Raw genomic sequence first — 22,735 nt, 5'->3', positions numbered from 1 at the left:
GACCCGTCATCCAGTGAGTCCTGCCCCTTGACGGGGTGGGACCCGTGAAGGAGAACAGTGGCTAAACCACGCGTACACGAGATCGCAAGCGAGCTCGGCGTCGACAGCAAGACCGCACTCGAGAAGCTCAAGCAGCTCGGCGAGTTCGTCAAGGGCCCGAGCTCGAGCATCGAGCCCCCCGTCGCACGGAAGCTCCGTGCAGCCCTGCAGGCCGAGGGCGCGTCCGCGTCGTCGACGCCCGCAGCCCCCGCCGCCAAGGCCCCCGCGGCACCGCGTTCCGGTGCCCCGAAGCCCGGTGGCCCCAAGCCCGGCCCGAAGCGTCCGGCACCCGCCCCCGAGCCCGAGCCCGTCGTCGAGGCAGCACCCGCTGCCCCCGCCGTCGACGGCGCGCCGGTGCCCGCTGCACCGAAGTCGGTCGCGCAGCGCCAGGCCGAGGCCGAGGCCGCCCGCAAGGCCGCCGCGGAGCAGAAGGCCGCCGAGCAGAAGGGCCAGCAGGGCGGTGACGCCCCGAAGGACTCCGGGCCGAGCGACGCCGTGAAGCCCGGCGCCTCGAAGCCCTCCGGTGCCGCCCCGAAGCCGGGTGGCCCGAAGCCCGGCGCGCGTCCCGGCAACAACCCCTACGCGTCGAGCCAGGGCATGGGCGCACGTCCGCCGCGCCCCGGCAACAACCCCTTCGCCTCGAACCAGGGCATGGGCCAGCGCCCGGCCGCCGGTGCGGGTGGCGGGAACGGCATCCCCCGTCCCCAGCCGCCGCGTCCCGGTGCGCCCCGCCCGGGTGCCCCGCGTCCCGGCGGTCCCGGCCAGAACAACCGACCGAACGGCTTCGGGCAGCGCCCGGGTCAGGGCGGTGGCGGTCGTGGTGGCGCCGGTGGCGGGTTCAACCGTCCCGGTGGTGCCGGTGCCGGCGCCGGTGGCGGCTTCGCCCGTCCCGCGTTCACGGGTCCGCGCCCCGCAGGTGGTGGCGGCCGTGGTCGTGGCCCCGGCGGTGGTACCGCTGGTGCGTTCGGTCGTGGTGGCGGCAAGAGCCGTGCCCGCAAGTCGAAGCGGACGAAGCGCGCCGAGTACGAGATGCGGCAGGCGCCGTCGCTCGGCGGCGTGCAGGTCCCGCGCGGTGACGGCAACACGGTCATCCGCCTCCGTCGCGGTGCGAGCATCTCGGACTTCGCGGACAAGATCGACGCGAGCCCCGGCAACCTGGTGACGGTGCTGTTCCACCTCGGTGAGATGGCGACCGCGACCGAGTCCCTGGACGAGGCCACCTTCGAGGTCCTCGGCGAGGAGCTCGGCTACAAGATCCAGGTCGTCTCGCCCGAGGACGAGGACAAGGAGCTCCTCGAGGGCTTCGACATCGACATCGACGCCGAGTACGCCGACGAGGACGACTCCGTCCTGCAGCAGCGTCCCCCGGTCGTCACCGTCATGGGTCACGTCGACCACGGTAAGACCCGACTGCTCGACGCGATCCGGAACTCGAAGGTCGTCGAGGGCGAAGCCGGCGGCATCACGCAGCACATCGGTGCGTACCAGATCGTCACCGAGCACGAGGGCATCGAGCGCCCGATCACCTTCATCGACACCCCGGGTCACGAGGCCTTCACGGCCATGCGTGCCCGTGGTGCCCAGGTGACGGACATCGCGATCCTCGTGGTCGCGGCGGACGACGGCATCATGCCGCAGACGATCGAGGCGCTGAACCACGCGCAGTCCGCCGGTGTGCCGATCGTGGTCGCGGTCAACAAGATCGACAAGGACGGCGCCAACCCGGCGAAGGTCCGCCAGCAGCTCACCGAGTACAACCTGGTGGCCGAGGAGTACGGCGGCGACGTCATGTTCGTCGACGTCTCCGCGCGCAACAACATCGGCATCCAGGACCTCCTGGACGCGGTGCTGCTGACCGCTGACGCCGGGCTCGACCTGCGTGCCAACCCCGACAAGGACGCCCGAGGCGTCGCGATCGAAGCACGGCTCGACAAGGGCCGCGGTGCGGTGGCGACCGTCCTCATCCAGTCCGGCACGCTGCACGTCGGTGACGCGATCGTCGCCGGCACGGCGTACGGCCGCGTCCGGGCGATGGCGGACGAGAACGGCAACGCGGTCGACGCCGCGACGCCGGCCCGTCCGGTCCAGGTGCAGGGTCTGTCGTCGGTGCCGCGCGCCGGTGACACGTTCCTCGTCACCGAGGACGACCGCACCGCTCGTCAGATCGCCGAGAAGCGTGAAGCCGCACAGCGCAACGCCCAGCTGGCCAAGGCCCGCAAGCGCATCTCGCTCGAGGACTTCACCCGTGCACTCGAAGAGGGCAAGGTCGACTCGCTCAACCTCATCATCAAGGGTGACGTCTCCGGTGCCGTCGAGGCACTCGAGCAGTCGCTCCTCGACATCGAGGTGGACGACAGTGTCCAGCTGCGCATCCTGCACCGCGGTGTGGGTGCGATCACGGAGTCGGACATCGACCTCGCCACGATCGACAACGCGATCGTCGTCGGCTTCAACGTCCGTCCGGACGTCAAGGCCCGCGAGCGCGCTGCCCGTGAAGGCATCGACGTGCGCTTCTACTCGGTCATCTACAACGCACTCGAGGACATCGAGAACTCGCTCAAGGGCATGCTCAAGCCCGAGTACGAGGAGGTCCAGTCGGGTGTGGCGGAGATCCGCGAGGTGTTCCGTTCCTCCAAGTTCGGCAACATCGCCGGTGTCATCGTCCGGTCCGGCACGATCACGCGCAACGCCAAGGCGCGCGTCATCCGTGACGGCGTTGTGGTCGCGGACGGGCTCGCCATCGAGTCCCTGCGTCGCTTCAAGGACGACGTCACCGAGGTCCGGACGGACTTCGAAGCCGGTATCGGTCTGGGCAAGTTCAACGACATCCAGGTCGGCGACGAGATCGAGACCACCGAGCTCGTCGAGAAGCCGCGCGACTGATCGCACTGAGTACCCTGGGCCCCGCCTCTCCGACCGGAGGGGCGGGGCCTCACCCCGTTCCGCAAGGAGGAACCCATGGCTGATCCGCAGCGCGCACGCAAGATGGCGGACCGCATCAAGGAAGTCGTCGCTCGTCGGCTCGACAAGGGCCTGCGGGACCCGCGACTCGGCTTCGTCACCATCACCGACGTCCGCGTGACCGGTGACCTGCAGCACGCGTCCGTCTTCTACACGGTGTACGGCACCGACGAGGAGCGTGCCGACTCGGCCGCCGCGCTCAAGGCCGCGACCGGCATGCTCCGGACCGAGGTCGGCAAGAACATCACGGCCCGGCTGACGCCGTCGCTCGACTTCATCGCCGACGCCCTGCCCGACACCTCGGCGCACCTCGAGGACCTGCTCGCGCAGGCGCAGATGCGCGACCAGCAGGTCAAGGCCGCGGCGGTCGGCGCCACGTACGCCGGCGAGGCCGACCCGTACAAGCACGACGAGGACGAGGACGAGGACGACGACGCGTCGGACGACGAGGCGTCGGACGCTGCCCGGAGCTGACCGCATCGGCACGCGGAGCGCCCGTCACCGGTCGGTGGCGGGCGCTCCGTGCGTCTCAGCCACGTGGTAGCCGGTAGCCCTCGGCATCGTCGCCCTCGGCCAGTCCGTCGCGCAGCAGCGAGGCGAGCGCCCGGTCCCGCTGCTCGGCGTCCGGCCAGACCAGCGCGATCTCGTCCGTCGTGACCGGCACGTCGCTGGCGCGCAGTTCCGCCATGAGCAGGCCCCGCACCTGACGGTCGCTGCCGGCGAAGCGCGCCTGCTTCGGTGCGCGTGGGCCGTCGTGGTCCGGGTACCCGGCGGCCCGCCAGGCGCAGCGGTCGGCGATCGGGCACGCGTCGCACGCCGGCGCTCGGGCGACGCAGACGAGCGCCCCGAGTTCCATGACGGCCGCGTTCGTGGCGGCCGCGGCGTCGCGCTCGACCGGGAGCACGGACTCCATGAGCGGCAGGTCCTGCTTCGCCTTGGCCGGTCCGGGCTCGCCCTGCCCGAGCACGGCCCGGGCGAGCACCCGCCGCACGTTCACGTCCACGACAGGGTGCCGGTCGCCGTACGCGAACACCGCGACCGCGCGGGCCGTGTAGTCGCCGATGCCGGGCAGGGCCAGGAGCTCGTCGACGTCCCGCGGCACGACGTTCCCGTGTCGTTCCGCGATGGCGGTGGCCGCCGCGTGCAGCGCCAGCGCACGGCGCGGGTACCCGAGCCGGTCCCAGGCCCGTACGGCCTCCGCGGGCGGCGACGCCGCGAGGTCCGCGGGGGTCGGCCAGCGCGTGAGCCACGCCTCCAGCCGGGGGACGACGCGGGCGACCTGCGTCTGCTGCAGCATGACCTCGCTCACCAGCGTGCCCCATGCCGGGAACCCGGGCCGCCGCCAGGGCAGGTCGCGCGCCTCCCGGCGGAACCAGTCGAGCACGGGGGACAGGAAGGCGGATCGCGTGTGGAGGCCGGTGTCGTCCACCGACGGACTGGAGGCTCGGCCCGCGTTCACCACGACAGCCTACGGTGGTGGCATGGCACGCTGGGCACCGCAGGAGACCGACACCATGGCCGCGATCGCGAGCGAGGTGATCGCGCAGGTCGGGACGAACCGCACCGTCGTCGCCGTCGACGGACAGGACGGCCTCGACCTCGAACGTGTGGCGGCTGCACTCGTCGCCGGCTTCGAGCGGCACGGCGTGCACGCGATGGCGGCCGCTGCTCCCTCGACCGACGCCGACACGCTCCGCGCCGACCTCGTGACCCCGTTCCGGACCACCGGCGCGGGCGACGGCGTGCTCGTCGTGCACGGAGCCGGGCTCCTCGCGCCGGGGACACGGTCGCTGTGGCGCTGGTCCCTCTGGGTGGAGCAGGAGGCCGGGCGGCTCGAGCGCCGAGCGGACGTGAAGATCGCCGCATCGGCCGTGCTCGACGTGACCGACCCCGAGCACCCGCGCCGCGAGTGGAACGACGCCTGCTGAGACCGCCGCGACCGGTGGGCCGTCCGGGTCGCACGTCGGGCCGAGCGGACGCGACGGCGGGCGGTCCCGCTGCTACGCTGCTGCGGTGCTCGTGACCCCGCCCGACGGCATCATCCTCGTCGACAAGCCGCAGGGCATCTCGAGCCACCGCGTGGTCTCGATCGCCCGCCGACGACTCGGCCTCAAGAAGATCGGCCACGCAGGCACCCTCGACCCGATGGCGACCGGGCTGCTCCTGCTCGGCGTCGGCCCCTCCACCCGGCTCCTGACGCACCTGGTCGGACTCGGCAAGACCTACACGGCGACGATCCGGCTCGGTGTCGGCACCGACTCGGACGACGCCGACGGCGAGCCGGTGTCGTCAGTCGGTGCGGCTGCGGACAGCGTCTCGGACCAGGCGATCGAGGCCGCCATCGCCGCGCTCCGCGGTCCGATCGACCAGGTCCCGTCCACCGTCAGCGCCATCAAGGTCGACGGGCGCCGGGCCTACGACCTGGCCCGCAAGGGTGAAGCGGTCACACTCCGCGCCCGGCGCGTGACCGTCGACCGGTTCGAGGTCCTCGGCCGGGTCGACCGGGTCGTGTCGGTCGACGGAGCCGACGTCCCCGTCATCGACCTCGACGTCGTCGTGTCCTGCTCGTCCGGCACCTACATCCGGGCACTCGCCCGTGACGTCGGCGTCACGCTCGGCACCGGCGCACACCTCACCGCGCTCCGTCGGACCGTCGTCGGTCCCTTCACGGTCGACGACGCCGTCGACCTCGAGGACGACGCCGTGGACGTCCACGGGGCGCTCGCCCGACCGGCGGACGTGGCACGGCGACTCTTCCCGGTCGTGCAGCTGGACGGGCACCAGGCGAAGGACCTGGGTGACGGCAAGCGGATCAGCGTCGAGCACCCGGACTCGGAGGGACCCGTGGCCGCCATCGCCACCGGTGGGGACCGACTCGTCGGGCTCGTCGCCGTCCGCCGCGGACAGCTCCGCGTCATCACGAACTTCCCCACAGCGGCAGGAGCGAACGCGTGATCGAGTGGTTCATGTGGGTGCAGTTCGCGATCGCCTGCGTCATCGGGGCGGCGGCCGTCGTCCTCGGCCTCGTCGGCCGGAAGCCGGACGACGCCACCGTCGGCGCACTGGCCCTCGTCGAGCTCCTGCTCCTGGTCCAGCTCGTGGTGGCGCTCATCGCCCCGGCCGTCGGCAACCCGCCGCAGGGCAACGTGCTCGAGTTCTGGGTCTACGCCGTCTCGGTGGTCCTGGTACCGCCCGCCACCATCGTCTGGGCCCTCATCGACCGCACGCGCTGGAGCACCGTCGTGCTCGGCGCCGGCGCGTTCACCGCCGCGGTCATGGTGTACCGGATGTACCAGATCTGGTTCGCGCTGAACTGACGGGAACGGTGCTGCACGCGACGGCCGTGCTCCCCGCGTCACCGTGCCCGGGTGTCCCGGGTGGTCGGTAGGATCGGTGCAATGGCGACCAAGTCCTCTGCGGGTGGATCCTCCTCGGCGAGCACCGCGGCCGAGCGCACCTCGGCACCGAGGGTGTCCTCGTTGGCCACCGGTGTCGGCCGGGTCCTCATCGCGGTCTACGGCATCCTCGCCCTGGCCGCCACCGGTCGGAGCGTCGTGCAGATCGCGGAGGACTTCTCCTTCGCGCCGTTCTCGTACACGCTGAGCGCGATCGCCGCCGTGGTCTACATCCTCGCCTTGGTCGCCCTCATCGTGCCCGGCCGGACCTGGTACCGGGTCGCCTGCGTGACCATCGTCTTCGAGATGACCGGCGTGCTCGTCGTCGGGACGCTCTCGCTGCTCGACCGCCAGCTGTTCCCGGACCTGACGATCTGGTCCTACTACGGCATGGGGTACGCGTTCGCGCCGCTCGTGCTGCCGATCGCGGGCCTGTGGTGGCTCCGGAAGCACCACCGCGCAGCCGTCGAGCGCGGCACGACGCCCGCAGCGGCCGCCGCGGACCAGCACCTCGGGTCCGCCGAGTGACGGGGAGGGACGCCAGCATGCAGTTCTACGACGACCCGGCAGCCGTGCCGACGGACTTCGGCCCGAGTGCCGTCACCATCGGCAAGTTCGACGGTGTGCACGTCGGGCACCGCGCCGTGATCGCCCACCTCGAGCAGGCGGCCCGCGCGCGCGGTCTCACCTCGACCGTCGTCACCTTCGACCAGCACCCGCTCAACGTGATCGATCCGCAGCGGGTGCCGCCCGCGCTGACGAGCACCGCACAGCGGCGCGAACTCCTCGCGGACGTCGGCGTCGACGCCACCCTCCTGCTCCGGTTCGACCCCGAACTGCAGGCGAAGTCCGCCGAGTCGTTCGTCTCGGAGATCCTCGTGGGCACGCTGCACGCGCGTCTGGTGTTCGTCGGGAGCGACTTCCGGTTCGGGGCACACGGTGCCGGGGACGTCGCCCTGCTCCGGGAGCTCGGTGAGCGGCACGGGTTCCTCGTCGAGCTCATCGACGACGTCGGCCTGGTCGACGACGTCCGTCCGGCGGGGGAGCGACGCGTGTCCTCCACCTGGATCCGCGAACTCCTCGGCGTCGGTCGCGTCGCCGAGGCCGCACGGTTGCTCGGCCGCGAGCACGCCGTCCGGAGCACGGTCGTGCGGGGCAACCAGCGAGGGCGCGAGATGGGCTACCCCACCGCGAACCTCGACCCGCACTGCGAGGGATTCGTCCCGGCCGACGGGGTGTACGCCGCGCGCGTGGTGCACGACGGAGTGACGTACCCGGCCGCCGTGTCGGTCGGCAACAACCCGACGTTCGAGGGCGTCCCGGAGAAGCAGATCGAGGCGCACCTGCTCGACGTGGACATCGACCTGTACGACGAGACGATCTCGGTGCTGTTCGTCGCCTACGTCCGCGGGATGGTCGCCTTCGGCGGGATGGACGAGCTCGCCGCGCAGATGCGCCAGGACGACCTCGACATCCGGGCGTTGCTGGGCATGCCCGTCTCCGCCTGACGGGACGTGACAGACGGATGCCCCGTGGCCGATCGGCCACGGGGCATCCGTCCGTCGTCGGTCGAGCGCTCAGCCGCCCAGCGCGTCGAGCCAGATCTTGCGGGCGTCGAGCGCTTCGCGTGCGTCCTTGATCCGGCGCGCGTCCCCGCTCGCCTCGGCGTCGGCGAGCTCGCCCTCGAGCTTCGCGATCGCGCCCTCGAGCTGGCTCGCGAGCCCGGTCTGCCGTGCCTTGCGCTCCGGGTCGGACTGCTTCCAGTGCTGGTCCTCGAGGCCACGGACGTGGTCCTCCACCGCGCGGATGCGGTCCTCGACGCGGCGGACGTCGGCGCGCGGGACGCGGCCGATCTCGTCCCAGCGACGCTGGACGTCCGTCAGCGCCTTGCGTGCCGCAGCGCGGTCCTGCATCTGCAGGATCGGTTCTGCCTCGGTGAGCAACGCCAGCTTCGCCTCGAGGTTCGCCGAGTACTCCTCGTTCTCGGCGGACGCCTCGGCGTGCCGCTGTTCGAAGAGGACGTCGCCGGCGGCCTTGAAGCGAGCCCAGAGCGCGTCGTCGTGACGCTTGCCGGCGCGCCCGGCACCCTTCCACTCGTCGAGCAGCTGGCGGTACGCGGGGATCGCGTCCGAGCCGCGCGGTGCGAGCGCTTCGGCCTGCTGCACGAGTTCCTGCTTGCGGGCTCGGGCATCGCGGTGCTGCGAGTCCAGCTCCGAGTAGAAGGCGCGTCGGTGCTGGTCGACCGTCGAGCGCGCGGTCCGGAACCGCTTCCACAGGTCGTTCGCGTCGTTCTTCGGGATGCGCGGGCCGTCGTGCTGGTGCTGCTGCCAGCGGGCGAAGACGTCGTCGAGCTGCGCGGTCACCTGCTTCCACTGCGCCCGGGCGGGGTCGACCGCGGCGAGTGCCTCGGCCTCCTCCACCAGCGCGGTGCGGTACGCGAGCGCCTCGGTCAGGGCCTGCTGCGCCTGCGCGGCCTGCTCCTTGGTCAGGGAGCCCACCTGGTCGGTGAGTGCGCCGATGCGGTCCTCGAGCGACTTGATGTCCCCGACAACCCGCGCGTCCGCCACCAGGCTCCGCAGGTGCTCGACGGTGCGGGCGACGTCACCGGCCGACGCGCCGCCCTTGACGCGCTGCTCGGCGATCTTCACCTGGCCCTCGAGATCGGCGTACTTCCGGGCGAAGTAGGCGAGGGCTTCCTCGGCGGACGCGTCCGGGTACTCGCCGACGACCCGTTCCGAGTCCTCGTACCGGACGTAGACCGTCCCGCTCTCGTCGACCCTGCCCCAGGTCGTTGCTTCGTCAGATGCCACAGGTCTCGCCTCGATCGTGGTCGTGCATCACCGACGTCGCCGTCGGCACGGTCAGGTCGTCAGCCTATTGCACGGTCGGGCCATGCGACGGGCGTGTGCGCTTTCGCCGTGGACTACTTCTCCCGGGCAATCGTGGCGCCGGTGATCTCCGTCGGCACCTCCGGCTTCCCGGAGCCGTCGGCGCCGGGGTCCGCGATGCCCTTCGACGTCACCTGCGACACGAGGTCCGACAGGCCGCTCGTGACCTTCCCGACGACCGTGTACCCACCCGACGAGGGGTCGAGCGTGGTGTCGTCCGTCACGATGAAGAACTGCGTGGTCTGTGACGCGGGCGACGACCCGCGGGCGATGGCGATGGTGCCCGCCGCGTACCGGCCGTCCTCGGGCACGTTCTCGAGCGGACCGTACTGGAAGCCGGCGTCCCCCGTGCCGTCCCCGTTCGCGGACCCGCACTGCAGGAAGTGGAAGTCGTCGCTGTCGGCGAGGCGGTGGCACGTCGTGCCCTGGTAGAACCGCTTGCGGATGAGGTCGATCTCGACGCTGGTGGCCTGCGGTGCCGCTGCGCCGTCGAGCTCGATGCCGAGCCGGACGTCGTCGTTGAGCGTCAGGGAGCCGGTCCAGGTCGACCCCTCCGCGATGTCCTTGCTCGGCACGTCACCGGTGCCCGCCGCGGTCGCGCTGGGTGACGGCGTGGGGGTGGCGGTGCCGGTCGCGCTGGCCGACGCGGTGGCGCGGTCGTCGTCCTGCGTCGCCGCGTACACCAACTGGGAACCGGTCGCGAGCGCGGCGACCAGCACGAGGGCCCCGGCCCAGACGACGTCGTCGCGGACCCGACGACGTCGCTGACGCTCGTGGAGGCCCTGTCTGGCCTGGTAGAGACGGAGTCGCTCGCGGGCTTCACGGCTCTGGTTCTTCGGTGCCACGGTGCTCTTCTGACCTCTCGTCGCGGTGTCGGTTGCGAGCGTACCGGGTCACCCCCTCGGGCCCGGGTCGGTGCCGTGCGGTGGCGAGCACGTCGGTGCGGACGCCTACCATCGAGGCATGGCACCAGACCGCTCGGGGATGAACGCGCCGACGACGGGTGGGCGGGCCGGTCTCGCGCAGGGTTCCGTGCCGCTGGCGGTCCGCATGCGTCCGACGAGCCTGGACGAGGTGGCGGGACAGCAGCACCTGCTCGGTCGCGGGTCCCCGCTCGTGCAGCTGGCGACGGGCACGCGGGAGCACCCGGGCGGGGTCTCCGTGATCCTCTGGGGTCCCCCGGGCACCGGCAAGACGACCCTCGCGCAGGCGATCGCCCGGCAGTCCGGCCGTGAGTTCGTCGAGCTCTCCGCCGTGACCGCCGGCGTCAAGGACGTGCGCGAGGTCATGGAGAAGGCCCTCGCGCACCGGGACCTCTACGGCTCGACGACGGTGCTGTTCCTCGACGAGATCCACCGCTTCAGCAAGGCGCAGCAGGACGCCCTGTTGCCCGGTGTCGAGAACGGCTGGGTCATCCTCATCGCCGCGACGACCGAGAACCCGTCCTTCTCCGTCATCTCGCCGCTCCTGTCCCGGTCGCTCCTGCTCACCCTGAAGCCGTTGACCGACGCCGACCTGGGCATGCTCGTGGACCGCGCGGTGGAGGACGCACGCGGCCTCGGCGGCGCCGTGGTCCTCGGCGACGAAGCCCGCGCCGCGATCGTCCGGCTCGCGTCGGGGGACGCCCGCCGGGCCCTGACCGCGCTCGAGGCAGCCGCGGCGTCGGCGGTCGCCGGCCAGGACGACGACGAGCGCGAGGACGGCACGGCACCGGTCGTGGACGCCGAGACGGTCGCGGCCGCGGTCGACCGCGCACTGCTCCGCTACGACCGGGCCGGCGACGAGCACTACGACGTCATCAGCGCGTTCATCAAGTCGGTGCGGGGGAGCGACGTCGACGCCGCACTGCACTACCTCGCCCGGATGATCGAGGCGGGGGAGGACCCGCGGTTCATCGCCCGCCGGATCATCATCTCGGCGTCGGAGGACATCGGCATGGCCGATCCGCAGGCCCTGCCGATCGCGGTCGCCGCGGCGCAGGCCGTGCAGCTGATCGGCATGCCGGAGGGGCGGATCCCGCTCGCCGAGGCCGTCGTCTACCTCGCGACCGCGCCGAAGTCGAACGCGGCGTACAACGGTGTGAACCAGGCGATCGCCGACGTCAAGGCCGGGCGGATGGGCGTCGTGCCGAACCACCTCCGGGACGCGCACTACGCCGGGGCGAAGCGGCTCGGGCACGGCAAGGGGTACGTGTACTCGCACGACGCCGAGCACGGCGTCGCCACCCAGCAGTACCTGCCGGACGCCATCGACGGCACCGAGTACTACACACCGACGGCGAACGGTTTCGAGCGCGAGATCGGCCCCCGGCTCGACCGCCTGCGCGGCATCATCCGCGGCGACTGAACGCCGACGCGCCGACACCGGATGGAGGCTGTGCGCGGGGCCGTCGTGCTGTTATCCTTGACGGGCCTACGTCCTGGTCCTCGCGTGCGGCTGCGTCGAGGACACAGTGCCGGAGTGGTCGGACCACCTCGTGTGGTCCAACAGCCTGGCACGGGGGCAGAGGTTCGGACTGTAGCCGTCCGATCCCACAGGCTCATCCCTCTGGATCCCGTCACGGGGTCCGTTGGTGCGTGCGCGCTCCGAGACCCGTGGCATCTTCAGTTCAGTACAGAGAAAAGGACCCTGTGTCTACCAAGTCCCGCACCCGCAGCAAGACCCGCCTCTCGCGCGCGCTCGGCATCCCGCTGACGCCGAAGGCGGCCCGTTACCTCGAGAAGCGCCCCTACGGGCCCGGTGAGCACGGCCGTACGCGCCGTCGTGCGGACAGCGACTACGCCGTCCGCCTCCGTGAGAAGCAGCGTCTGCGCGCCCAGTACGGCATCCGCGAGAAGCAGCTCCGCATCGTCTTCGAAGAGGCCCGCAAGTCGGCCGGTCTGACCGGTGAGAACCTCGTCGAGCTCCTCGAGACCCGCCTGGACGCCCTCGTGCTCCGTGCCGGCTTCGCCCGGACGACCGCGCAGGCCCGCCAGCTGATCGTGCACCGTCACATCCTCGTCGACGGCAAGCTCGTGGACCGCCCCTCCTTCCGCGTCAAGGAGGGCCAGCTGATCCACGTCAAGCAGCGCTCCGAGTCGCTCGAGCCCTTCCAGGTCGCCGCTGCCGGTGGTCACCAGGAAGTCCTCCCGAAGGTCCCGGGCTACCTGGACGTCGAGATCGACAAGCTCCAGGCCCGCCTGGTCCGTCGTCCGAAGCGCGCCGAGGTCCCCGTGACCTGTGAAGTGCAGCTCGTCGTCGAGTACTACGCAGCCCGCTGACCCCAGCGTCGGTGGCAACGGCGGGTCGTCCTCTCCGGAGGGCGGCCCGCCGTTCTGCGTTCCCGGGCCCCGCGGGCGCGCAGACCGTGCCGTCGCGGGACCCGGGCCGTCGGGGTGCCGCGATACGCTTGTCGGACGCGCGCTCCGGCGTGCGCGAGAGGGAGGCACCGTGAAGCAGCTGTTCTTCGTCGCCGTCGGCGTGGTCATCGGGTTCGTCGCCGCACAGCGCGTCAGCCGAACGCCCTCCGCCGCGCACCTCCTCGCCCAGGTCGACGCCCGGGCGAAGGCCTTCACGGGCGCCGTGGCCGAGGGGTACCGCTCGCGCGAGGCCGAGCTGCGTCCCACCGGCCACGGCGTCGACGGCTGACAGCCCACTCCACCGCACCGTCCCACCAGCCGCACCGTCCCCTCAGCCGCACCGTCCCCTCAGCCGCACCGTCCCCTCAGGACGCGCGGTCCCGTTCCACCGGCCCCGAGCCTCCCGTCCCCGCCACACGCCCTACAGGAAGCACCATGCAGACCGCAGAGATCCGCCGCCGTTGGCTCCAGTTCTTCGGTGACCGCGGCCACACCGTCGTCCCGTCCGCGTCGCTCGTCTCGGACGACCCGTCGCTGCTGTTCACGGTGGCCGGCATGGTGCCGTTCATCCCGTACCTGACCGGGCTCATCCCGGCGCCGTACCCCCGTGCCACGAGCGTGCAGAAGTGCATCCGCACGAACGACATCGAAGAGGTCGGCAAGACCCCCCGGCACGGCACGTTCTTCCAGATGAACGGCAACTTCTCGTTCGGGGACTACTTCAAGGAGCAGGCGATCCAGTACGCCTGGCAGTTCCTGACGGACCCGGAGTCCGACGGCGGGCTCGGGTTCTCCGCCGACGACCTCTGGGTGACCGTGTACGAGGAGGACGACGAGGCGATCGCGTTCTGGAAGCGCCACTCGACGCTGCCCGACGACCGCATCCAGAAGCTCGGCAAGGACACGAACTACTGGTCCACCGGCCAGCCCGGGCCGGCCGGGCCCTGCTCGGAGATCTTCTTCGACCGCGGTCCCGAGTACGGCGTCGACGGCGGTCCGGCCACCGACGACGACCGCTACGTCGAGATCTGGAACCTGGTCTTCATGCAGTACCAGATCGCCGACGTGCGGTCGAAGGTCGACTTCGAGATCACCGGCGAGCTGCCGAGCAAGAACATCGACACCGGCATGGGGCTCGAGCGCGTCGCCTTCATCAAGCAGGGCGTCGACAACATGTACGAGATCGACCAGGTCCGCCCGGTGCTCGACAAGGCTGCCGAGGTCTCCGGACGGCGCTACGGTGCCGACCACGAGGACGACGTCCGGATGCGCATCGTCGCGGACCACGTGCGGTCGGCGCTCATGCTCATCACCGACGGCGTCACGCCGTCGAACGAGGGCCGCGGGTACATCCTCCGTCGGCTGCTCCGTCGCACGGTCCGTGCGATGCGCCTGCTCGGCGTCGAGGGCGCGACCTTCCCGCAGCTCTTCCCGGCCTCCCGCGACGCCATGCGCGACGCCTACCCGGAGGTCGGTGAGCAGTACGACCGCATCGCCCGCATCGCCTACGCCGAGGAGGAGACCTTCCTCCGCACGCTCGCACAGGGCACGACGATCCTCGACGTCGCGGTCGACCGAGCCAAGCAGGACGGCCGGCAGGCGATCGGCGGCGACACCGCGTTCCTGCTGCACGACACCTTCGGGTTCCCCATCGACCTGACCATGGAGATGGCGGAGGAGGCCGGCGTCCACGTCGACCGCTCCGCCTTCGAGACGCTCATGTCGGAGCAGCGTGCCCGCGCGAAGGCCGACGCCAAGAGCAAGAAGACCGCGCTCGCGGACCTCAGCGTCTACAGCGCCTTCCGGGCCGCGGGTGAGACCGTGTTCCTCGGCTACGACGCCCTCCAGGCCGAGAGCCGCGTGCTCGGCCTCATCGTCGACGGGCGCAGCGTCGACCGCGCGGTCGCCGGGGACATCGCCGAGGTCATCCTGGGCGAGACGTCGCTGTACGCCGAGTCCGGTGGGCAGGACGCCGACCAGGGCTCGATCGTCGGCAACGGGTTCGACCTCGAGGTCCTCGACGTGCAGCGCCCGGTCTCCGGGCTGTGGAGCCACACGGTGCAGGTGCGTTCGGGCGAGGTCGGCGTGGGCGACCCCGCCACCACGGTCGTGGACGCCGAGTACCGCCGCGGCGCGACGCAGGCGCACTCGGCGACGCACCTCGTGAACGCGGCGCTCCGGGACGTGCTCGGTCCGGAGGCGCTCCAGGCCGGCTCGTACAACAAGGCCGGCTACATGCGCCTGGACTTCTCCTGGAGCCAGCCGGTGTCGCTCGAGACCCGCTCCGAGATCGAGGAGGTCGTGAACACGGCGATCCGCTCCGACCTCGAGGTGTCGACCCGCATCCTGCCGATCGACGAGGCGAAGGCACTCGGCGCGCAGGCGCTGTTCGGCGAGAAGTACGGCGCCGAGGTCCGCATGGTCGACATCGGTGGCCCGTGGTCCCGCGAGCTCTGCGGTGGCATCCACGTCGCGTCGAGCGCACAGGTCGGCCTCGTCAACCTCGTCGGCGAGGCGAGCGTCGGATCGACGAACCGCCGCGTCGAGGCGCTCGTCGGACTCGAGGGCTTCCGCGAGCTCGCCGTGGAGCGGACGATCGTCTCGCAGCTCTCGAGCGCCCTCAAGGCACAGCGTGACGACCTGCCGGGCCGCGTGCAGGCGCTGCTCGAGGACCTCAAGACCGCACAGAAGCGGATCGCCGAGTTCGAGTCGGCGAACCTGCAGCAGCGCGTGCCGTCGATCGCCCGCACTGCCCAGCGCGCCGGGAGCGTCTCGGTCGTCGCGCAGGTGGTCGAGGGGCTGACGTCGAGCGACGACCTCCGCTCCCTCGCCACCGGCGTCCGCGGTCAGCTCGGCGCGGATGCGGCCGTCGTGGTCCTCGGCGCCGTCGTCGGCGGGAAGCCCGTCGTGATCGTCGCCACGAACGACGCGGCCCGCGCCGCGGGCGTGCAGGCCGGCCCCCTCGCGAAGGAGGCCGCCGGCGTGCTCGGTGGTGGCGGCGGCGGCAAGCCGGACCTGGCGCAGGGCGGCGGGACCGACGCGTCGGCCCTCCCCGCTGCGCTCCGTGCGGTGACCGACCGCATCGCGGCCTGATCGTGGCGATCCGCTCCGGGCGGCGGCTCGGCGTCGACGTCGGCCGTGCCCGGATCGGGGTCGCGGTGTGCGACCGCGACGGTCTGCTCGCGACCCCGGTGGCGACCGTGCGACGGGACGACTCGACCGACCTCCGACGGATCCTGGCGATCGCGGAGGAGTACGACGTGCTCGAGGTCGTCGTCGGGCTCCCGCTGTCGATGTCGGGTGGGGAGACCGCCTCCACCGCCGACGCGCGCGACTTCGCCGGCCGCATCGCCGCGCACCGGCCGGTCCGGCTCGTGGACGAGCGACTCTCCACCGTCACCGCCCAGCGGGGCCTGCACCAGGCCGGCAAGAACACCAAGAAGTCGCGCGCCGTGATCGACCAAGCGGCCGCTGTTATCATTCTGCAACATGCGCTCGACCACGAGCGCGCATCCGGCGCCCCACCCGGGGCCGAGCTCCCCTGATCGGCTGCCCTCCCGACGTCGCACCCGCGGCCCGGAGCCGCGGAGTTCCCGACCGAGAGACCGAGGACCGTTGGCAGACGATCTGGACTGGAACGCGATCATCGCGACCGGCAACGACGCCGAGCGCCGTGAGCGCACCGGGACCCCGACGGACGGCTCCGGCCAGAGCAGCGGCCACGCGCCGCTCTCGCGCCGAGCCGCCCGTGCGGCACGAGAGCGACAGGAGGCCGCGTCGGCGGCGACGCAGCGCGATCAGCCGACAGCGGCACCGGCCGAGCAGCCGGCGGGCGAGCCCGGGAGGCCCGGCCCGCGCCGCAGCGTCGGCACCGCCCCGGCGGGTGACGACGTCCACCCCGACGTGCACGCCCTGCTCGGCGGCACCCTGCACAGCGGTCACGTGCCGGCTGCCGCCGGTCGAGGAACGCGCGACGAGGCGGACGACGAGACCCCGGTCCGCCGTCGCGGGACCTGGCAAGGGGTCGGCGCCGACGACGGCGTCGCTCCTGCCGCACGCACCGTCGCAGCAGCTCCGGTCGGGTCCACCGGCACGGGCAGCGGCGCCACGGACGACGACGCGTCCGGTGCCGACGGATCCGGTGGCGACGGGCGCGGTGCCGACGGACCCGGTGGCGACGGGCCCCGCGGCGGTGCCGGACGCGGTGGCGCGGGCGGGGACGACGGCGGCCGACGGGGCGGGCGCGGGGGAGCCTCCCGTCCGCCGCGGGACGACCGTCCCGCCCGTCGCAAGGGTCCGCTCATCGCGGGGATCGTCATCGTCGCGCTGGTGCTCGCCGCCGCCGGCGGTGCCTACGCGTTCGCCGCACCGAAGGTGAAGGCGGTGATGAGCGCGATCTCCGGCGCGAAGGAGACCGACGACTACACCGGTGACGGCACCTCGAAGGTGACCATCACGATCAAGGAGGGCGACATCGGCGAGGACGTCGCCGCCACGTTGCAACGCAGCGGCGTGGTGAAGACCTCGAGCGCGTTCTACGAACTGCTGCTCGCGTCGCCCGAGGTCCAGTTCCAGCCGGGCTCCTACGCGCTCAAGAAGAAGATGAGCTCGAAGGCCGCGCTCTCGGCGCTGCAGGACAAGGCGAACCGCGTCGAGGACCCGTCACTCGTCATCCCGGAGGGGACGGCCCTGCAGGACATCGAGGCCGGCATGGTCTCGAAGGCCGGCCTGAGCAAGGCCGAGGTCGCCGCCGCGGCGGAGGACGTCTCGGCGTACGGTCTCCCGGCGGGCGTCACGACCCTCGAGGGCTGGCTGTTCCCGGCGACCTACCCGATCAAGCCCGACTGGACCGCGAAGCAGTACTTCCAGGCCATGGTCGACACGATGAAGCAGCGGCTCGAGAAGGCCGGCGTCGCCGAGGCCGACCAGGAGCGCGTCGTGGTGTTCGCCTCGCTCGTGCAGAAGGAGGCCGGTCTCGCCGCGGACTACCCGAAGGTGGCGCGGGTGTTCCAGAACCGGCTGGACGACGGCATGCGGCTGCAGTCCGACGCGACCGTCGCCTACGGCACCGGGAACACGCACACCGTGACGACCACGGACGCCGAGCGTGCGGACGCGTCGAACGAGTACAACACCTACCAGCACGACGGACTGCCGCCGGCGCCGATCTCGAACCCCGGTGACATCGCGATCGACGCGGTCGTGCACCAGGCGACGGGCAACTGGCTGTACTTCGTCACGGTCGACCTCGAGACCGGCGAGACCGTGTTCTCGGACACGTACGACCAGCACCTCGTCGCGGTCGAGCGCTTCCGCAGCTGGCTGCGGGCGCACCCGGAGTACCAGTAGTCCCTCCCGCAGCGCACGGCACGTCGCACGGCCGTGCGCTGTGGGAGGATGGCTCCATGCTTCGTTGGTTGACCGCTGGAGAGTCCCACGGACCCGAACTCATCGCCATGATGGAAGGCCTCCCGGCCGGCGTCCCGGTGTCGTACGAGTCCATCCGCGCCGACCTCGCGCGCCGCAAGCTCGGCTACGGCCGTGGGTCCCGCATGAAGTTCGAGCAGGACGAGCTGCACCTGTCCGGTGGCGTCCGCCACGGTCTCTCGATGGGCAGCCCGATCGCGATCCGCATCGGCAACACCGAGTGGCCGAAGTGGGTCGAGGTGATGAACCCCGAGCCCGTCGAGCAGACCGACGCCTCCCGCGGCCGCGGTGCCCCGCTGACGCGCCCGCGCCCCGGGCACGCGGACCTGGTCGGGATGCAGAAGTACGGCTTCGACGAGGCCCGACCGATCCTCGAGCGCGCGTCCGCCCGAGAGACCGCGGCCCGGGTCGCGCTCGGCGCCGTGGCGAAGTCCTTCCTGGCCGAACTCGGGATGACCTCGGTCGCGCACACGCTGCAGGTCGGTACGGTCCGCGTGCCAGAGGACGCCGCACTGCCCGTGCCCGCCGACGTCGACCGCCTCGACGACGACCAGCTCCGCTGCGCCGACCCCGCGACCTCCGCCCGCATGGTGACCGAGGTCGAGGCCGCGAAGAAGGACGGCGACACCCTCGGCGGCGTGGTCGAGGTGCTCTTCTACGGGGTCCCGCCGGGACTCGGGTCGCACGTGCAGTGGGACCGTCGGCTCGACGCGCGCCTGGCAGCGGCGATCATGGGCATCCAGGCGATCAAGGGCGTCGAGGTCGGTGACGGCTTCGCGACCGCGGCCCGCCGCGGGTCCGCCGCGCACGACGAACTGCAGCGCGCCGACGGTGCGATCGTGCGCACAAGCGACCGTGCGGGCGGCACCGAGGGCGGCATGTCCACCGGTACGGTCCTCCGCGTCCGTGCCGCGATGAAGCCGATCGCCACCGTCCCGCACGCGCTGCAGACCATCGACGTCGCGACGGGCGAGGACGCGAGTGCGCACCACCAGCGCTCCGACGTCTGCGCGGTGCCGGCGTCCGGCGTCGTCGCCGAGGCGATGGTGGCCCTGGTGCTCGCCGACGCCGTGCTCGAGAAGTTCGGCGGTGACAGCGTGGCCGAGACGAAGCGGAACCTCGAGGGCTACCTCGCCGCGATCCCGGAGACGCTCCGGACGCGCCGGAGCGACCCGACCGCGCCGACGCCAGCCCGGTGAACGCGGCCGTGCCCCGGCCTGTGGTCGTCATCGGACCGATGGGCGCGGGGAAGTCGAGCGTCGGCCGCCGGGTGGCCAAGGCACTCGGCGTCCCGTTCACCGACACCGACCGGGTGATCGCCCGCGAGCACGGACCGATCCCGCGGCTGTTCGCCGAGCGCGGCGAGCCCGTGTTCCGCGAGCTCGAGGCCGAGGCGGTCCGACGAGCGGTCGAGACCGGCGGCGTCGTGTCCCTCGGCGGGGGAGCCGTCATGCACGAGGGCACGCGCGCGGCGATCGCGGACGCGCACGTCGTCCTGTTGACCGTCTCGGCCGAGGCGGTCGCGCCCCGGATCCTCGGTAGCGACCGGCCGCTCATCGCGACCGGCGGCATCACGGCGTGGCAGTCGATCCTCGACGAGCGGGCACCGACGTACGAGCGGCTGGCCGACCTGGTGCTCGACACCTCGCGGCGGCCGATGTCCCGCGTGGCGGAGGACGTCGTCGCATGGGTCCGTCGCACGACGCCGGCGAGCGCCCGGACCGATGGCCGGACCGACGGCCGACCCAGCACCCCGACCACCTCCGACGAAGGAGCACCGTGACCGAGTCGACCCTGCCCGAGGGCACCACCGAGATCCGAGTCGGCGGCGACGACGGCTACGTCGTCGCGGTCGGGAACGGCCTGCTCGGGGCCGTCCCCGCGTTGCTCGGCCCGCGCGTCGCCAAGGTCCTCATCGTGCACGCACCGACACTCGGGGCCCGGGCCGAGGACCTCCGGCAGCTGCTCGTCGACGCGGGGCTCGAGGCCCTCATCGCGGAGGTCCCCGACGCCGAGGCCGCGAAGCGGATCGAGGTCGCCTCGTTCTGCTGGCAGGTCATGGGCCAGTCCGACTTCACCCGCACCGACGCCGTGATCGGGCTCGGCGGCGGCGCCGTCACCGACCTCGCCGGGTTCGTCGCCGCCACGTGGCTGCGCGGCGTGCCGTACCTGTCGATGCCCACCACGGTGCTCGGCATGGTCGACGCGAGCGTCGGCGGCAAGACCGGCATCAACACGAACGAGGGCAAGAACCTCGTCGGCGCCTTCGCCGCCCCGCGCGCGGTGGTCGCCGACCTGGACCTCCTCCGGACCCTGCCGCGGAACGAAGTCCTCGCCGGCTTCGCCGAGATCGTCAAGGCCGGCTTCATCGCGGTCCCGGAGATCCTCGACGTCATCGAGGCGGACGTCGACCGCGTCACCGACCCGACCACGCCCGAGTTCCGTCGCGTCGTCGAACTCGCGATCGGTCTCAAGGCGCAGGTCGTGTCGGACGACTTCACGGAGCAGGGCCGTCGCGAGGTGCTCAACTACGGGCACACCCTCGGTCACGCGATCGAGCACGCCGAGCGGTACCAGTGGCGACACGGCGCTGCGGTCTCCGTCGGCATGGTCTTCGCCGCCGAACTCGCACGCCTGACCGGGCACCTGGACGACGCCACCGTGGACCGACACCGGGCGGTGCTGGACTCGCTCTCGCTCCCCACCACCTACCCGCTCGGACGGTGGCAGAGCCTCCTCGCGACCATGCGTCGGGACAAGAAGACACGCGCCGGCATGCTCCGGTTCATCATCCTCGACGGGATCGGCAAGCCGGTGACGCTCGAGGGCCCGGAGGACCACCTGCTCTTCACCGCCTACCAGGAGGTCGGCGCCTGAGGTCCGACGGGTCCCGGCGCCCCGGTCCGCCCCAGGCCCACGGAGCAGACTGAGGACGTGCCGAACCCGCCCCGTCTCAGCGACTTCTCCACCCAGCAGCGTCCGGACGCGGGGACCGCCCGCGGTCAGGCCCGTCGGTTCGCCGAGGTGCTCGGGATCGCACGGCGCCACGGGCTCCTGCCGATCCGTCGGCTCGACTTCTCGCGGGAGCCGGCCACGGCCGACCTCCGCCGGGACCAGGCCGACCACCTGCGCCTGGCGCTCGAGGAGGCCGGCGGTGGCTTCGTGAAGATGGGCCAGGTCTTGTCCACACGCGACGACCTGCTGCCCGACGAGTGGACGGAGCGCCTCGCGCTCCTGCAGGGGAGCGTGCGTCCCGCCGCGCCCGACGAGGTCGCCGCGCTGCTCGAGGCCGAGCTCGGCGCGCCGGTGGCCGGGGTGTTCGCGTCCTTCGACCCGGAGCCCGTCGCCGCGGCCTCCATCGCGCAGGTGCACCGCGCACGGCTCGCCGACGGCACCGCGGTCGCGGTCAAGGTGCAGCGGCCGGGCATCGACGCCGCGGTCCGGCGGGACGTCGACATCGCCCTGCGGCTCGTGCGCTTCCTGACCCGGACGTCCGCGCAGGCGCGGCAGCTCGGCGTGGTCGAGGTGGCCGAGCAGTACGGCGCCGACCTCGTCCGACAGGTCGACTTCACCGCGGAGCTGCGGAACCTCGAGTCGCTCCGCGCGGCCCAGGCCCGGAGCGCGCGTCCCGACGAGGTGCGGTTCCCGGAGCCGTACCGCGACCTGTCCACGCGACGCGTGCTCGTGATGGAGTTCCTGGAGGGCGACACGCTCAGCGCGATCCGAGCCGAGCGCTCGGACCGCGACCTCGACGAGCCGATGCGCTCGGTCCTCCGCGCGTTCCTCCGTCAGGTCGTCTTCGACGGCGTCTACCACGCGGACCTGCACCCGGGGAACGTCCTGCTCCTGCCCGACGGACAGCCCGCGCTCATCGACTTCGGATCGGTCGGGAGGCTCGACCCGGGTCTCCGGGACACGGTCCAGGAACTGCTCGCCGCCTACCTGCAGGACGACACCTCACGCATCGCGGACGCGGTCCTCCGGATGGCGCCGGTCCGCGACCCCGAGGACGAAGCGGACTTCCGGCGCGACATGGCGCGGTTCGTCGCCGAGGAACTCGGTCCGGGCGCGCGGATCGGCGTCGAGACCGTGGACGACGCGGTCGAGGTGTTCGGTCGCTACCGGCTGCGTGCTCCGGCCGACTTCGTGGCGGCCGCCCGCGCGCTGGCGATCTTCGAGGGGACGCTCCGCACGCTCGCGCCGTCGTTCGACCTGCTCGAGGAGTCGCGCGGCCTCGCGGCGGAGCAGATCCGCGACCAGCTCCGGCCCGCCGCGGTGCGGAGCGTCCTCGTCCGCGAGCTCTTCGGGCTGGTGACCTCGGCGCGGCGGCTGCCGCGCCGCATCGACAAGATCACCGAGGCGGTCGAGGCGGGGCGGCTGTCGGTGAACATCCGGCTGCTCAGCGACCGGCGTGACCGCCAGACCGTCTCCGGCATGATCCGCCGGGTGTTGCTCGTGCTCCTGGGAGCCGGGGCGGGCCTCCTGGCCGTGGTCTACCTGGCCGCGCCGGCCCGGCCGACGGCCGTGATCAGCACGCTCGTGGCCGGGGCGTTGCTCGGCGGCACCTGTGTCGTGCTGCTCGCGTGGGCGGCCGCCGACGCGTGGCTGGCGAGGAGACGGCAGTAGGCCGGCGGTCCGGTCCCGGCACGCCTGGCCCCGTCCGCTACACTCGTCCGGGGCTCCACGA

20 protein-coding genes are annotated in these 22,735 nt (G+C 72.2%); 17 read left to right on the top strand and 3 right to left on the bottom strand.

The window, feature by feature from the left end:
- Positions 1-57: 57 nt before the first annotated feature.
- Positions 58-2,922 (top strand): translation initiation factor IF-2, encoded by a 2,865-nt coding sequence (gene infB, locus DEJ34_RS08845; protein ID WP_110825087.1) that lies wholly within the window; start codon positions 58-60, stop codon positions 2,920-2,922.
- Positions 2,923-2,997: 75 nt separating this feature from the next.
- Complete coding sequence (rbfA, locus tag DEJ34_RS08840; protein ID WP_110910803.1) at positions 2,998-3,474, top strand: 30S ribosome-binding factor RbfA; 477 nt, start codon at positions 2,998-3,000, stop codon at positions 3,472-3,474.
- 55 nt (positions 3,475-3,529) lie between these two features.
- Here the strand turns inward: rbfA and DEJ34_RS08835 are convergent, their stop codons facing one another.
- The gene (locus DEJ34_RS08835) at positions 3,530-4,429 is read right to left on the bottom strand and encodes an iron-sulfur binding domain-containing protein (RefSeq protein ID WP_110825085.1); all 900 of its coding nucleotides are present in this window, start codon (positions 4,427-4,429) and stop codon (positions 3,530-3,532) included.
- Between the two features lie 52 nt (positions 4,430-4,481).
- Between DEJ34_RS08835 and DEJ34_RS08830 the strand changes: the two genes are divergently transcribed.
- The 5 genes from DEJ34_RS08830 to DEJ34_RS08810 all read left to right on the top strand — a co-directional run bounded on the left by DEJ34_RS08830 (position 4,482) and on the right by DEJ34_RS08810 (position 7,903).
- A complete protein-coding gene (locus tag DEJ34_RS08830) occupies positions 4,482-4,928 on the top strand; it encodes a hypothetical protein (protein ID WP_110858047.1) in 447 nt (148 codons plus the stop codon).
- 85 nt (positions 4,929-5,013) lie between these two features.
- The gene (truB, locus tag DEJ34_RS08825) at positions 5,014-5,955 is read left to right on the top strand and encodes a tRNA pseudouridine(55) synthase TruB (protein ID WP_110910804.1); all 942 of its coding nucleotides are present in this window, start codon (positions 5,014-5,016) and stop codon (positions 5,953-5,955) included.
- Positions 5,952-6,317, top strand: a complete 366-nt coding sequence (locus DEJ34_RS08820) for a hypothetical protein (RefSeq protein ID WP_110910805.1) — start codon at positions 5,952-5,954, stop codon at positions 6,315-6,317. Before truB ends, DEJ34_RS08820 begins: the two co-directional genes overlap by 4 nt.
- 81 nt (positions 6,318-6,398) lie before the next feature.
- Entirely contained in the window at positions 6,399-6,923 is a 525-nt protein-coding gene (locus DEJ34_RS08815) for a hypothetical protein (protein WP_258368216.1), read from the top strand.
- 17 nt (positions 6,924-6,940) lie between these two features.
- On the top strand, positions 6,941-7,903 hold the full coding sequence (locus DEJ34_RS08810) for a bifunctional riboflavin kinase/FAD synthetase (RefSeq protein ID WP_110910806.1): 963 nt from the start codon (positions 6,941-6,943) through the stop codon (positions 7,901-7,903).
- Positions 7,904-7,972: 69 nt separating this feature from the next.
- Here the strand turns inward: DEJ34_RS08810 and DEJ34_RS08805 are convergent, their stop codons facing one another.
- Both DEJ34_RS08805 and DEJ34_RS08800 read right to left on the bottom strand, forming a co-directional pair.
- Positions 7,973-9,205, bottom strand: a complete 1,233-nt coding sequence (locus DEJ34_RS08805) for a DUF349 domain-containing protein (RefSeq protein WP_110825080.1) — start codon at positions 9,203-9,205, stop codon at positions 7,973-7,975.
- Between the two features lie 113 nt (positions 9,206-9,318).
- Positions 9,319-10,128 carry a peptidylprolyl isomerase gene (locus DEJ34_RS08800; RefSeq protein ID WP_110910807.1) on the bottom strand — a complete coding sequence of 270 codons (810 nt, stop codon included), beginning with the start codon at positions 10,126-10,128 and terminating at the stop codon, positions 9,319-9,321.
- Positions 10,129-10,267: 139 nt separating this feature from the next.
- On the opposite strand from DEJ34_RS08800, the gene DEJ34_RS08795 reads away from it, so the two are divergent.
- The 10 genes from DEJ34_RS08795 (at position 10,268) to DEJ34_RS08750 (ending at position 22,674) form a co-directional block, all read left to right on the top strand.
- Positions 10,268-11,629: a replication-associated recombination protein A gene (locus tag DEJ34_RS08795; RefSeq protein WP_110825078.1), complete on the top strand. Its 1,362-nt coding sequence runs from the start codon at positions 10,268-10,270 to the stop codon at positions 11,627-11,629.
- 284 nt (positions 11,630-11,913) lie between these two features.
- On the top strand, positions 11,914-12,543 hold the full coding sequence (gene rpsD / locus DEJ34_RS08790) for a 30S ribosomal protein S4 (protein WP_110825077.1): 630 nt from the start codon (positions 11,914-11,916) through the stop codon (positions 12,541-12,543).
- A 169-nt stretch (positions 12,544-12,712) separates the two neighbouring features.
- Entirely contained in the window at positions 12,713-12,910 is a 198-nt protein-coding gene (locus tag DEJ34_RS08785; protein ID WP_110910808.1) for a hypothetical protein, read from the top strand.
- 146 nt (positions 12,911-13,056) lie between these two features.
- The gene (gene alaS / locus DEJ34_RS08780; protein ID WP_110910809.1) at positions 13,057-15,714 is read left to right on the top strand and encodes an alanine--tRNA ligase; all 2,658 of its coding nucleotides are present in this window, start codon (positions 13,057-13,059) and stop codon (positions 15,712-15,714) included.
- Entirely contained in the window at positions 15,714-16,166 is a 453-nt protein-coding gene (gene ruvX, locus DEJ34_RS08775) for a Holliday junction resolvase RuvX (RefSeq protein WP_110890810.1), read from the top strand. The genes alaS and ruvX overlap by 1 nt, the downstream gene beginning before the upstream one ends.
- Positions 16,167-16,236: 70 nt before the next feature.
- Entirely contained in the window at positions 16,237-17,970 is a 1,734-nt protein-coding gene (gene mltG, locus DEJ34_RS08770) for an endolytic transglycosylase MltG (RefSeq protein ID WP_110910810.1), read from the top strand.
- 56 nt (positions 17,971-18,026) lie between these two features.
- Positions 18,027-19,247 (top strand): chorismate synthase, encoded by a 1,221-nt coding sequence (gene aroC / locus DEJ34_RS08765; protein ID WP_110825072.1) that lies wholly within the window; start codon positions 18,027-18,029, stop codon positions 19,245-19,247.
- Positions 19,248-19,285: 38 nt separating this feature from the next.
- Complete coding sequence (locus tag DEJ34_RS08760; RefSeq protein WP_110890841.1) at positions 19,286-19,831, top strand: shikimate kinase; 546 nt, start codon at positions 19,286-19,288, stop codon at positions 19,829-19,831.
- Positions 19,832-19,842: 11 nt separating this feature from the next.
- A complete protein-coding gene (gene aroB / locus DEJ34_RS08755) occupies positions 19,843-20,925 on the top strand; it encodes a 3-dehydroquinate synthase (RefSeq protein ID WP_110910877.1) in 1,083 nt (360 codons plus the stop codon).
- Positions 20,926-20,982: 57 nt separating this feature from the next.
- Positions 20,983-22,674, top strand: a complete 1,692-nt coding sequence (locus DEJ34_RS08750; protein ID WP_110910811.1) for an ABC1 kinase family protein — start codon at positions 20,983-20,985, stop codon at positions 22,672-22,674.
- Positions 22,675-22,735 lie beyond the last annotated feature (61 nt).

It is taken from the genome of Curtobacterium sp. MCPF17_050, assembly GCF_003224435.2.
GTDB lineage: Bacteria > Actinomycetota > Actinomycetes > Actinomycetales > Microbacteriaceae > Curtobacterium.
Note: the sequence above shows the minus strand (reverse complement) of the source record. Positions and strands in the feature narration are given on the sequence as shown.

What these genes read in the sequence shown, in the direction of transcription:
- DEJ34_RS08795 (WP_110825078.1), top strand. Translation starts at nt 10,268, where the DNA reads ATGAACGCGCCGACGACGGGTGGGCGGGCCGGTCTCGCGCAGGGTTCC.
- aroC (WP_110825072.1), top strand. Translation starts at nt 18,027, where the DNA reads ATGCTTCGTTGGTTGACCGCTGGAGAGTCCCACGGACCCGAACTCATC.
- DEJ34_RS08810 (WP_110910806.1), top strand. Translation starts at nt 6,941, where the DNA reads ATGCAGTTCTACGACGACCCGGCAGCCGTGCCGACGGACTTCGGCCCG.
- DEJ34_RS08760 (WP_110890841.1), top strand. Translation starts at nt 19,286, where the DNA reads ATGGGCGCGGGGAAGTCGAGCGTCGGCCGCCGGGTGGCCAAGGCACTC.
- DEJ34_RS08815 (WP_258368216.1), top strand. Translation starts at nt 6,399, where the DNA reads ATGGCGACCAAGTCCTCTGCGGGTGGATCCTCCTCGGCGAGCACCGCG.
- rbfA (WP_110910803.1), top strand. Translation starts at nt 2,998, where the DNA reads ATGGCTGATCCGCAGCGCGCACGCAAGATGGCGGACCGCATCAAGGAA.
- alaS (WP_110910809.1), top strand. Translation starts at nt 13,057, where the DNA reads ATGCAGACCGCAGAGATCCGCCGCCGTTGGCTCCAGTTCTTCGGTGAC.
- DEJ34_RS08830 (WP_110858047.1), top strand. Translation starts at nt 4,482, where the DNA reads ATGGCACGCTGGGCACCGCAGGAGACCGACACCATGGCCGCGATCGCG.